The organism is Candidatus Eisenbacteria bacterium (assembly GCA_005893305.1).
In the GTDB taxonomy this organism is placed as follows: domain Bacteria; phylum Eisenbacteria; class RBG-16-71-46; order SZUA-252; family SZUA-252; genus WS-9.
The window spans coordinates 1-10,820 of sequence record VBOZ01000006.1; the positions used below are offsets into that span (position 1 = coordinate 1).

Here is a 10,820-nt window from a genome sequence, read left to right on the forward strand (position 1 = left end):
AGCCTCCGTATGACGCCGACCACCCGGCCCGCCACCCTCACTTCCGGATCGGTGGGGAGGACCTCGATCGGTTCGTAATCATCGTTCTCGGGGATCAAGAGAATCTTGTCGCGGCGCGGGAAGAACCGCTTCACCGTCGCCTCGTCGCCGATCAGGACCACGGCGATCTCGCCGCTCTTGACCGGCGTCTCGTGGCGCACGATGACGAGATCGTTGTTCAGGATTCCCGCGTTCTTCATGCTGTCCCCCCGGACGCGGAGGGCGAAGTGTTTACCGGGCCGCACGAACGCGCCGTCCACGATGAGCACGTCCTCGATGTTTTCTTCGGCAAGGATCGGCGCGCCGGCGGCCACGCGTCCCAAGATCGGAATTTCGAAAGATTCGGGGGCGCGGCGGGCGAAGCGGGATACAACCCCGTGCGGCACGGTTTCGGCCGGCTCCGCCGTTTGCAGCTCGATCCCCCGCGACGTCCATCGGTCGCGGCGGATCTTCCCCGACTGTTCCAAGCGGTCGAGGTAGTAGCGAACCCCGTTCGTGGAGGCGATCCCCAGGGCTACCCCGATCTCCCGGAGTGTGGGCGGGTAGCCGCGCTCGCGGAGCGACTCCGAGATGAAGTCGAGGATCGCTACCTGGCGGTCGGCTCCCGTCGCCAGGTGCGAGGGGCGGCGCTTCCGGGCCGCGCCGGGGGTCTTGGGTCGAGTGGGCTTGTGCATGACGTAGAGAAGGATACTGCACATTTGTGCAGTTGTCAAGGGGTGCGGTTGAGGAAGCAGTGAAATTCTTTGAATCGCTTGCTAAGAAAGCACTTCCCGGAACATACTTTCCGATCCACCCAAGCCGAGTAGCACCGACGGAGACGACATGAACAGCACGAAAGAGCAGATCATGAGCAAGAGTCACTAGCGAGGCCGGTCGTGATCACACTGGATCCCATCACCCTCGAGGGCAACGGCGTCCGGCTCGAGCCCCTCACCCCGGCGCATCGAGATGCGCTGGCCGCCGCCGGCGCCGACGGCCGCCTCTGGGAGCTCTGGTTCACATCGGTTCCGAAGCCTGAGGAAGTGGATCGCTACATCGGCGACGCACTCGACGGGCATCGGGACGGCCACATGCTCCCATGGGCGGTCCGGGAGCTAGCGACGGGCGCGATCGTGGGCAGCACGCGCTACCACGATGTCGTGCCGAAGATCGATCGGGTTGAGATCGGCTACACCTGGTACGCCGCGAGATGCCAGCGCAGTCATGTCAACACCGCCTGCAAACTGCTGCTGCTCGGGCACGCGTTCGAGTCGATGGGATGCCGCGTGGTCGGGTTTCGGACGGACAACTTCAATTTCGTTTCCCAGCGCGCGATCGAGGCGCTTGGTGCCAAGAAGGACGGCGTGATCCGTCATCACCATCCCCGACGCGACGGGACGGTCCGTGACACGGTGATCTACAGCATCCTCGCCGGCGAATGGCCGGACGTGAAGCGCCATCTCGCCACGCGCCTGGCGCGTCACGGTTAGCGCTGGCCCGCGGAGCCCGCGATGAAATTGCACACACGACTTCCAATCGAGGAATGTAAGGCCCGCCTGACATCCGGCGTCGATGCGGAGAGACTTGGGTTTTCATGGAGCGGCTACGCCGGCTCCAAACCGATATTGGGAAAATTTCGTGATAACAGCTTCCGCCTTCAGAAGCGGCGCTACTATCACAACTCCTTCGCCCCGCATTTCTACGGACGATTCGTCCCTTTCGGCAGAGAGACTTTGATCGAGGGCGACTTCAGAATTCACCGAGGCGTGAAGGTGTTTATGATTGCATGGTTTTCGTTCCTGATCTTATTCACCGTCGCCACGCTCGCCTCCTATATCTCGAATCGTGGTGGCGCGAAAGAGACTTTCGATCTAGAGACTGCGGCGGGCTTGGCGGTCCTTGGCGTTGCGCTCATTAAATTCGGCCGGTGGCTTGGCCGGGGCGAGGAGCGAGCCGTCCTTGCCTTTCTCAAGAGCACGCTCGAAACGGATGCCGTCAGCCTCTGAGGGCGAACATGCACGGTGAGTTGCACCGCAGCGGGCGGATCGGATGGTTGCGCGCCGCGGTGCTTGGCGCCAACGACGGCCTCATCTCCACGGGCAGCCTGGTTGTGGGGGTGGCTGCAGCCGAGCCGAGCCGCTTGGCAATCTTGCTATCCGCCGTCGCGGGACTCGTGGCGGGTGCCCTCTCGATGGCGGCCGGCGAGTACGTTTCAGTCAGCTCCCAGGCGGATACCGAGCAGGCGGATCTCGACCGGGAGCGCGGTGAGCTCGCTGCGTCGCCCGAGGCCGAGCGAAGCGAATTGGCGGAAATCTACGTCGGTCGGGGCCTCACCCCCGACCTGGCGATCCAAGTCGCGGACCAACTCATGGCTCACGACGCCCTGGCGGCCCATGCCCGCGACGAGCTGGGCATCAACGCGTCGACCCTAGCTCGACCGATTCAAGCCGCGCTGGCGTCGGCGTCGTCGTTCGCGGTCGGAGCAGCGCCCCCGGCCATCCTGGCCGCACTCTTGCCAAGCGGGATTCTGACGCCCGGCATCGTCGGGGTGACCTTGGTGCTCCTGATCGTTCTCGGGAGCGTGGCGGCTCGCCTTGGCGGCGCCTCGGTCGTTCGGGGAGCTCTGCGGGTGGCCTTTTGGGGCGCGCTGGCGATGGCGTGCACCGCCGCGATTGGTCGTCTATTCGGCGCGGTCGCCCCAGGCGGCTAGCAAGGAGTACCACCGAACAAGGAGAGACCCACTCATGTATCTCCTCTTCAAGCTCGTACACGTCGCGTCTGTCATCGCATTTCTCGGCAACATCACGACCGGCCTCTTCTGGCATGCCCATGCCGCCCGCACCCGCGATCCCAAGCTCCTGGCTCACACGATGGACGGAATCATCAAGAGCGATCGGCTGTTCACGGTTCCCGGCGTCATCGGCATCATCGTCACCGGCTTCGCCGCCGCCATCCACGGGAACTTCCCGATCCTACACACCGGCTGGATATTCTGGACCTTGGTGCTTTTCTCGATTTCGGGGCTCATTTTCACGATGCGGGTGGTGCCGCTTCAACGCCAGCTGCGCGCTCTTGCGGAGTCCGGCGCGCAATCGGGCGCCTTCGAGTACGCCCGTTACCACGCTCTGGCCCTACGCTGGGAGATCTGGGGCGCGGCGGCGTTGCTGACGCCGGTCGCGGGGCTCGCGCTCATGGTGCTCAAACCCAGCTTGTGAGGCCCGTCCGGCGCGTGGCCCCAGAGGTAGACGTCAGAGCTGAGCGTATAGGGCCTTGACGATGAGCCCGGCCACGAGCGCGAGGCCGACGCTCGTCATGGTTCCTACGAGGAAGTACTCCGCGAACGTCCCCCTTTGGTCCTCCTTGATCTCGGGAAAGCGCGCGAGCGCCTTGACGGCCAGGAGGAACCCGATCGCCTCGTTGTAGCCGGTGATCACGAAGGTGAGGACGAGAAAGCGCTCCATGCTGCCGATGTACTTCCCTGCTCTGGGAAGCCCGGGCTTGAGCGCCAGCAGGTCTCCGTCAATCCTGGACAGGAACGGCCGCGTGACCTTCTGTACCACGATGCTCCCACCGAAAATGACCCCGACGTACGCCGCCAAGAGCAGGTAGAACGTCGGGGACGTCAACGTGGCGGCCACGGTTTCTTCCACGAAGGGCCAGCTCGACAAGCTGAGCCAGACGGCGGCGGCCGCGACCGTGCCTAAGTGGAGGATCTGATCGATCAGGAACACCACCCAGCCATCCTTGGTGGCGAACGCCTTGATGCAGTCGATCAGAATATGGGCCAGCGCCAGACCCAGGATCGCCAGCAGAACGTTCTGATCCAATCCAACGTTGACGAGCGCGATCCCGCAGGCGACGTGGATCCCGGCGTGGGCTAGAAGAGCCAGCGGCTTCCGCTTGTTGAGAACGATCCACTTCGGCTGGAGAATGAAATCCGCGATCAGATGGGCGGCGTACAATTGCAGGAAAATCAGCATATGTTCATTGCACCTCTGAGGGGATGCATTTGCCCATTACACCCTCTTTAGGGTGCCGGACGTCTCCAGCAGCAGGCCATGCATGAATTGAAACGGATGCTCCAGATAGTGCCACCCGGCCGCGAGCAGGCGTTTCGTCACATTCTGGTGCGCGATCCCGAGCTTCTTCGAGATAGCCTTTCTCGTGTGCCCCAGAAGGGTCCAGCGAACGGCTTCCCATTGCGGCACGGTCCATCGCTCGAACAGGTAATCCGCAAGGCAGAGGACCGCGTCGGCGGCCCTATCCCTCTCCCTTCTCCCCGTAAGCAGCTTCGTCCACCGCTTCGGGCTCCGCATCTTATCAAGCTCGTCCAGCCCTTGTCGCGATCGTACAAAGGCGGTGCCGTCTTCCTCGTAGGGGCTGGCGCGCCTGCCGACGGAGATCTCGCCGACGCCCAGCGACGCGCGGAAGCGCACGGGCGGGCGGAGTCCTCCGGTCGCCGCAACGGCTCGAACGTAGGTGAGGATCTCCAGCGCACGCGGAACGTCGCGTATCACGCACTGGAACTCGTCGCCGGCCGTGATCCGAAACGCGATCCGGGTGTGGACGGCGCCAGGGAATCGTTTCTCCAGGTCACCGAAGGCGGCGCGGAGCACCCGGTCGAGGCGTTGCCGCTCCTTGGGCGAGTATCGCGTGGATCCGATGATATCCCCAGTCATGACCGCTACGATTCGAGAACCGCGGGGCATCGCTGCATCCTCTATGGGGTGAATTGCGGCTTGCACCTTCGCCGGGGTGCATGGTACCACCGGGCGATTCCGACGGTCAAGTCGCATTGGGCCGGGTGCCTCCGCCGGAGCGCCGCAGCTCCTCGACTCGCTTGCCGTCTCGCTCCTTCCGTCACATACTTCCAGCACCATGAGGCAGTCTCCCGTGCGACGCGCGAACAAAGGTGGCTGGAAGACCTGCTCGAGAGGCCACAAGTACAGGGGCCCCGGCGGCTGTCCGACCTGATGGAAGGGCAATCGCCCCACCGGTGGTGGGCGTAGAAGGCGGAAACGCAACGGCGTCCTAGGGCGCCAGAGGTAATACCGTTCGTGTCGACCGACTCGGTGCTCGTCAATCGCGCTGCCGTGCTGACGCTCTGGGCGGCCATCGTTGCAGAGCGGCTAGGCTACGACCGCGAGACCGCGTTGACGCTTGGAAGAGCCGTGGCCGGCCTCAACGCGCAATCCAAGGGACGCCGACTCGGGATCTACGCGGAACCCAGCCTCGAAGTGCCGGCGCGTAAGGGAAATGAGCGCGCGAAGCCGGCCCCCAAGACCGCGTTCCTCCTCGGCCGAGGCGTGCCGGTGATTCGGACGCCGGAGGGCTTGCGGGCCGTCGTGAAAGGGCGGGTCGAGAATCCGGACAGCGTGAAGCGATATTTGAAGGAGAAGTTCGACGAGTCCCTCCCCGATGCGCAAGCCGCGATGCGCGCGCTCGGGAAGGCATACCCGCCGGAGCGCCTGGCGGAGATCGCGTTCTCCCTCTATGAGGAGTTCCGCCCCGAGATACCCTCGGGGACGAAGGGCTGGGGTGCGAAGGGACCACTGGATCTGAACCGGATCAGAGCGCTCGCGCAAAGGGGGACACGATCTTGAACAGAGCAATTCGATACGGATTGGGATTGATTGTTGCCATCGGATTCCAAATCGCGGGTTCAACGGCTTTCGCCGATGTCGTCACCGATTGGAATGTCTGGACCTCCGACGGCGTGCACTATCGCAATTCAACGGAGGTCGGATCGGCTATGGGCAAGCAGGTCGGGGAGCTGGTGGCGGCGAAATACTTGCGGTCCGACAACTAGAGGCGGCTACTTCGCTCCCTCAGCAGCGACGATGTACGCCTCGATCTGCTCGTGCAGCACCGGAAGCGACACGGCGCCGTTCCCGAGCACTGCGTCGTGGAAGGCCTTGATGTCGAAGCGCCGACCGAGCCGGCGCTTCGCCTCGTCGCGGAGCTTCAAGATCTCGAGCTGGCCAAGCTTGTAGGCCAACGCCTGGCCCGGCGTGCCGATGTAGCGATCCACCTCGTTCACGATGTTGTTCGGGGCGAGGAGCGTGTTCTGGGTCATATATTCGATGGCCTGCTGGCGGCTCCACCCCTTCGCGTGGAGACCGGTGTCGACGACGAGCCGGCAGGAGCGCCAGGCGTCGAACGAGAGCTTGCCGAGCCGGTCGGTGTCGCTCGAGTAGAGTCCCATCTCGTCCGCGAGCCGCTCCGTGTAGAGCGCCCACCCTTCCACGTACGCCGTGACCCCGAGGTGCTTGCGAAACTCCGGTATTCCGGTCAGCTCCTGAGCGATCGCGATCTGGAGGTGATGTCCGGGAACCGATTCGTGGAACGCCAACGCCTCGGCCTCATATCGCGGGCGCGTCTCCGGTAGGTACGTGTTGACCATGTAGTACCCCGGTCGCTTCCCGTCGGCCGACGGACCGCGGTAGTACGCGATGGTGGAGTACGGGGCCTCGTGCATCCCCATGACCTTGAGCTCGCAGCGGGCCTTGGGCTGGATCCCGAACCAGCCGGGAACGGCGGCCTGCGCGCGAGCCAGCGTCTCCTTCGCTTTCGCTTCCACCTCGGCAGAGGTCTTGAAAAACATCTCGGGGCTCCCGCGCAGGCGCCGCTGGATCTCGGAGATGTCCGACGTTCCAAGTACCTTCTGGCCCAGCTGGGCGAGGTCGCGCCGTACGATCGCAACCTGCTCGAGGCCCAGCCTGTGGATGTCATCCGGGGTCATGTCGAGCGAGGTGTGCACGCGGATCATCTTCTTGTAGCAGTCCGGGCCGTCAGGCAGCGCGGAAAGTCCCGCCTTCTCGGGCGGACGCGCCACCGGCAGGACGCTGGTCTTGAGAAATTCGCGGTACCGCCCGAGCGCCGGTTGTAGCGCGGTCTGGATCGCCGAGCGCAAGTCCTTCGCGAAGCGCTCGCGATCGGCGGGGCTCCAATCCTTTCGCTCGACCGTCACCGGCTTCCACAAGGCCAGGCTATCGGCCGGAGCCGCGATCAATCGATCGAGCTGATCGATCGTCGCTTTGACGGCGTCGCGGGGGGCGGCTTTGCCCTTGGCGAGCCCGGATCGGAGATTCGCCACGGTGTCGTCGAAATAAGGTCCCATGGCCCGGCACCGCTTCACGAACGAAGCCGCATCCGCCGGAGAATCGATGATCGTGTAGTCGGGAAGGTTCATGAAGTCGACCTGCGGCCCGGTGCGCGGATCGACGGCCCACTCCCAGAACTTGCAGGAGATCCACGCGAGCTGATCTTCCACCTCGGTGAGGAGGGCGGTGCGCGTGAGCCGTTCCCCAGGAGAAAGCGAGGCCGCATCGATCGCGTTAGTCCGCGCCAGCGCGCTCTCGAGGCGGCGCGTCTCCTTGGCGATCCCCGCGGGGCCGATGTCGTCCAGCCGGTCGTCGTATCGCTTGTCCCCGAGGCTCGTGGCGTAGGTCGGGTACGTCTCGAGGAAGCCTTGCCAGTACTCGTCGCACAGCTTCGCCAAGTCTTGTGAGGCGGAGGACGTGGCTGCGCCGGAGCGCGGCGGGAGCGAGATCATGGCGATCAGAAGCATGGTGATGGCCGGGATTAGGCGGTAGAACATAATCGGTGCCAAGAGACTACTACGATTGGCTCTTGTTTTCGCCAACGGACTTGGCAAGGATAGCGGCCATGCGCACCCTCATCCTTGCGTTGCTGGTTCTCGCCGTGATCCCCGCGTGCGGCACGCCGACGTTGCGCTCGGCCGTCGGGACCCTCGAGGTCAAAGCCGCGGTCGATTCGCTCTGGTCCGGCTACGCCCACGCATCCGACCGCAAGGACGCGGCGGCCTTCGGCGCCCTTTTCACCGAGGACGCTGCGCTCGTTTACCCGGGGGTGCCGACCGTGCGCGGGCGGCAGGCGGTCCAGGAGCGACTCGTCTCGATGTACGCCGACATCGATCCCACCGGATTGCGCGTTGAGGCGGACGAGACCAGGGTCTCGGGCACCATCGCCGTCCAGAGCGGGACGTTCGAGGAGAGCTTCAACGAGAATTCGGCCGCGAAAACGAGATACGGCCGATTCGTATTGATCGCCGAGCCGGAGCGTGAGCGCTCGTGGAAGATTCGACGGCTGTTCGTGGTCGTCGATTCCACCGTGGCGTCTCCGTAGCCGTGGTCATGGAGGTGAGCGGCAACTGATGGGACCGAAACCTGGCGCGATGATCGACGTGATCCTCAAGCGATTCGAGACCCCCGACGAAGTGCGCATCATGAAGAGGGGCAAATTCGAGATCGTGCTGCTGGGCGGGCTCACGATCGGGCGCGCGAGCTACGAGCCGGGATGGAAATGGTCCGAGCACGTGGGCCCGGGCGTCCACGCAACGCGCTGCTCCGTCGAGCACGTGGGGCTGGTCCTCACGGGCACCGCCGCGGTGGCCTTCGACGACGGCCGGGTGACCGAGCTCCACGCGGGCGATCTGTTTCACATTCCACCGGTCCCTCACGATAGCTGGGTTGTCGGCGTGGAGCCGTACGTGTCGCTTCATTTTCTGGGCGGGGACAAGTACGCCAAGTGACGCGCGGCACTGACGCATGAGAAAGGCGAAACGATGGCAACGATAAAGCGCGTCGGGGTCCTGGGGTCCGGAGTGGTGGGACAGACGCTGGCCAAGGGTTTCAAGAGGCACGGCTACGAAGTGCAGATTGGAAGCCGATCGCCCGCCAAGCTCGCGTCCTTCGTGACGGAGACGAAGATTCCGAGCGGAACGTTCTCCGCGGTCGCGGCGTGGAGCGAGGCGCTCGTCCTCTCCGTCCTGGGGAAGGCGGCCGCGGAGGCGCTCATGGAGGCCCTCCCCCAGAACCTCGCCGGGAAGCCCATCCTCGACACGACGAATCCGATCAGCGATGAGGCGCCGGAGGACGGGGTCGTCCGGTTCTTCACTGGACCGAACCGGTCGCTCATGGAGGACCTGCAGGCCACGTTCCCCCAGGCCCACCTCGTCAAGGCGTTCAACAGCGTCGGGAACAACCTGATGGTGAATCCCAAACTCAAGGGGAAGCCCACGATGTTCTATTGTGGGAACAACGCTGGAGCGAAGGCGTTCGCCGCGCGGGTCATCGAGCAGTTCGGCTGGGAAGGCGCCGACATGGGCACCGCGGTCGCGGCGCGGGCCATCGAGCCGCTCTGTCAGCTCTGGTGCATCCCGGGCTTTCGCGACAATGACTGGGCTCACGCGTTCCACCTGCTGCGGCCTTAATTGGCTTCGCTGACCCTCACCGGCCTCTCCCTCACCTACCCGAACGGGACGCGGGCCGTCGACAAGATCCATCTCGCGATCGCGGACGGGGAGTTTCTCGCGGTCCTCGGGCCCTCGGGATGCGGGAAGTCCTCGCTCCTCCGCCTCGTCGCCGGGCTCGAGACGCCGACCGACGGAACGATCGCGATGGACGGGCGCGAGGTGACCGCGCTCGAGCCGAAAGAGCGCGACGTCGCGATGGTCTTCCAGGGACTCGCCCTCTATCCCCACATGACGGTCTCGGAGAACATGTCGTTCGGCCTCATGGCGCGAAAGACCCCTGCCGAGGAGATTGGCCGCCGCGTTCGCGAGGCCGCCGAGACGCTGGGGCTCAAGCAGCATCTCGCGAAACGGCCGCGGGAGCTCTCGGGCGGCGAGCGCCAGCGGGTCGCGCTCGGGCGCGCGCTGGTGCGGCGGCCCAAGATCTTCCTCTTCGATGAGCCGCTCTCGAGCCTCGACGCCCAGCTTCGCCAGGAACTTCGCGAGGAGCTGGCGCGCCTCCACCGGATCACCCGAACGACGTCGATCTACGTGACGCACGACCAGAAGGAAGCGCTCTCCTTGGGCGACAAGGTCGCGGTGATGCGCGCGGGGACGCTGCGGCAGCTCGCGACGCCGGAGGACGTCTACCGAAACCCGCACGACCTCTTCGTCGCTCGATTCGTGGGCGAGCCCGGGATTAACCTGATTGAAGGGGAGATCGCGAGCGAGACCGCGGGCGGAACGACGTTCCGCGCCCCGGGATTTCGGATGACCCTGAACGGAAGGACGGCGCGTCCCGGCCCGGCGACCCTCGGCCTTCGCTCGGAGGCGGTCGCGATCTTAAGCGAGGCGACGGGCGATTCCTCCCGCGCCACCGTCGATCGGGTCGAGCATCTCGGCGGTGAGACGCTCGTGCATCTGCGCGGAGAGTGGGGCTCGCTGGTCGTCCGCGCGCCGCAGGCGGCCCCCGCGGCGGGAGCCCGGGTCGGACTCCGGCCAGACCCGGCGCGCGCGCTCCTCTTCGATCCCTCGGGAAGCCGGATCTAGGCGACCGAGGCGGCGGCGTATCCCTACCGGGTCTCCGGTCTCGATCGGGGCGCCCGTATGCTACACTTATGGGTACCGGTGAGCGCCACGAGTACCCGATCCTCCACCTGGACCGGCGACACCTCGAGCATTTGACCCGAATTCAGCCGGGCGCCAGCCGGAGGGGGAACCGATGACTCCGGCTGTCCAGTCCGAGCGCCACCGCGGTCGCGTCGTTCACCCGCTTTTGATCCTCGCGCTCCTCGCGACGGCCCTCTTTCCTTCCCTGGCCCTCGCCCAATCTCTGATCTCCGAAAAACCGTCGACGTTCGTCGCGGCTTCAAGCCGTCCCGCGTTCGTTCCCGATCAGCTCCTCGTCAAGTTCAACTCCTCAAGCTCCCGCGAGCAGATGGTGCGCGCGGCGAGTGAGATGGGAGCGACCTTCGTCGAGCTCGTCACGCCGGACGGTCTCGCCAAGGTGCGCTTCAATGCCGCCGCGAACATCGTGGACGTCCTGAAA

15 protein-coding genes are annotated in these 10,820 nt (G+C 65.0%); 11 read left to right on the plus strand and 4 right to left on the minus strand.

Features of this window, described 5'->3' with window-relative positions; translation table 11 throughout:
* The coding region (lexA, locus tag E6K79_01005) for a transcriptional repressor LexA (protein ID TMQ66963.1) at nt 1-713 on the minus strand (713 nt) is incomplete at its 3' end.
* Nucleotides 714-914: 201 nt separating this feature from the next.
* Here lexA and E6K79_01010 point away from each other — a divergent pair.
* The 4 genes from E6K79_01010 to E6K79_01025 are packed head-to-tail and all read left to right on the plus strand — an operon-like array spanning nt 915 to nt 3,233.
* A complete protein-coding gene (locus tag E6K79_01010) occupies nt 915-1,508 on the plus strand; it encodes a GNAT family N-acetyltransferase (GenBank protein TMQ66964.1) in 594 nt (197 codons plus the stop codon).
* 21 nt (nt 1,509-1,529) lie between these two features.
* A complete protein-coding gene (locus E6K79_01015) occupies nt 1,530-2,024 on the plus strand; it encodes a hypothetical protein (protein ID TMQ66965.1) in 495 nt (164 codons plus the stop codon).
* A gap of 8 nt (nt 2,025-2,032) precedes the next feature.
* Nucleotides 2,033-2,728, plus strand: a complete 696-nt coding sequence (locus E6K79_01020; GenBank protein ID TMQ66966.1) for a VIT family protein — start codon at nt 2,033-2,035, stop codon at nt 2,726-2,728.
* Nucleotides 2,729-2,762: 34 nt separating this feature from the next.
* On the plus strand, nt 2,763-3,233 hold the full coding sequence (locus tag E6K79_01025) for a DUF2269 family protein (protein ID TMQ66967.1): 471 nt from the start codon (nt 2,763-2,765) through the stop codon (nt 3,231-3,233).
* A gap of 33 nt (nt 3,234-3,266) precedes the next feature.
* On the opposite strand, the gene E6K79_01030 is transcribed toward E6K79_01025, so the two are convergent.
* Nucleotides 3,267-3,998: a DUF3307 domain-containing protein gene (locus E6K79_01030; protein TMQ66968.1), complete on the minus strand. Its 732-nt coding sequence runs from the start codon at nt 3,996-3,998 to the stop codon at nt 3,267-3,269.
* 36 nt (nt 3,999-4,034) lie between these two features.
* Complete coding sequence (locus E6K79_01035; GenBank protein TMQ66969.1) at nt 4,035-4,898, minus strand: hypothetical protein; 864 nt, start codon at nt 4,896-4,898, stop codon at nt 4,035-4,037.
* A gap of 168 nt (nt 4,899-5,066) precedes the next feature.
* On the opposite strand from E6K79_01035, the gene E6K79_01040 reads away from it, so the two are divergent.
* On the plus strand, nt 5,067-5,621 hold the full coding sequence (locus tag E6K79_01040) for a hypothetical protein (protein TMQ66970.1): 555 nt from the start codon (nt 5,067-5,069) through the stop codon (nt 5,619-5,621).
* Complete coding sequence (locus E6K79_01045; GenBank protein TMQ66971.1) at nt 5,618-5,827, plus strand: hypothetical protein; 210 nt, start codon at nt 5,618-5,620, stop codon at nt 5,825-5,827. The genes E6K79_01040 and E6K79_01045 overlap by 4 nt, the downstream gene beginning before the upstream one ends.
* Nucleotides 5,828-5,833: 6 nt before the next feature.
* Here the strand turns inward: E6K79_01045 and E6K79_01050 are convergent, their stop codons facing one another.
* Nucleotides 5,834-7,618 (minus strand): DUF885 domain-containing protein, encoded by a 1,785-nt coding sequence (locus tag E6K79_01050; GenBank protein ID TMQ66972.1) that lies wholly within the window; start codon nt 7,616-7,618, stop codon nt 5,834-5,836.
* 68 nt (nt 7,619-7,686) lie between these two features.
* Between E6K79_01050 and E6K79_01055 the strand changes: the two genes are divergently transcribed.
* From E6K79_01055 to E6K79_01075, 5 genes are all read left to right on the plus strand, one after another.
* Complete coding sequence (locus tag E6K79_01055) at nt 7,687-8,166, plus strand: nuclear transport factor 2 family protein (protein ID TMQ66973.1); 480 nt, start codon at nt 7,687-7,689, stop codon at nt 8,164-8,166.
* 49 nt (nt 8,167-8,215) lie between these two features.
* Nucleotides 8,216-8,572, plus strand: a complete 357-nt coding sequence (locus E6K79_01060; GenBank protein TMQ66977.1) for a cupin domain-containing protein — start codon at nt 8,216-8,218, stop codon at nt 8,570-8,572.
* A gap of 33 nt (nt 8,573-8,605) precedes the next feature.
* A complete protein-coding gene (locus E6K79_01065) occupies nt 8,606-9,253 on the plus strand; it encodes a DNA-binding protein (protein TMQ66974.1) in 648 nt (215 codons plus the stop codon).
* Nucleotides 9,254-10,321, plus strand: a complete 1,068-nt coding sequence (locus tag E6K79_01070) for an ABC transporter ATP-binding protein (GenBank protein TMQ66975.1) — start codon at nt 9,254-9,256, stop codon at nt 10,319-10,321.
* A 172-nt stretch (nt 10,322-10,493) separates the two neighbouring features.
* Nucleotides 10,494-10,820 (plus strand): hypothetical protein (locus E6K79_01075; protein ID TMQ66976.1); only part of this gene is annotated, 327 nt, incomplete at its 3' end.

Coding starts and splice junctions, on each gene's coding strand:
- E6K79_01060 (TMQ66977.1), top strand. CDS start 8,216: ATGATCGACGTGATCCTCAAGCGATTCGAGACCCCCGACGAAGTGCGC.
- E6K79_01015 (TMQ66965.1), top strand. CDS start 1,530: ATGAAATTGCACACACGACTTCCAATCGAGGAATGTAAGGCCCGCCTG.
- E6K79_01030 (TMQ66968.1), bottom strand. CDS start 3,998: ATGCTGATTTTCCTGCAATTGTACGCCGCCCATCTGATCGCGGATTTC.
- E6K79_01055 (TMQ66973.1), top strand. CDS start 7,687: ATGCGCACCCTCATCCTTGCGTTGCTGGTTCTCGCCGTGATCCCCGCG.
- E6K79_01065 (TMQ66974.1), top strand. CDS start 8,606: ATGGCAACGATAAAGCGCGTCGGGGTCCTGGGGTCCGGAGTGGTGGGA.
- E6K79_01035 (TMQ66969.1), bottom strand. CDS start 4,898: ATGGTGCTGGAAGTATGTGACGGAAGGAGCGAGACGGCAAGCGAGTCG.
- E6K79_01020 (TMQ66966.1), top strand. CDS start 2,033: ATGCACGGTGAGTTGCACCGCAGCGGGCGGATCGGATGGTTGCGCGCC.
- E6K79_01050 (TMQ66972.1), bottom strand. CDS start 7,618: ATGTTCTACCGCCTAATCCCGGCCATCACCATGCTTCTGATCGCCATG.
- E6K79_01025 (TMQ66967.1), top strand. CDS start 2,763: ATGTATCTCCTCTTCAAGCTCGTACACGTCGCGTCTGTCATCGCATTT.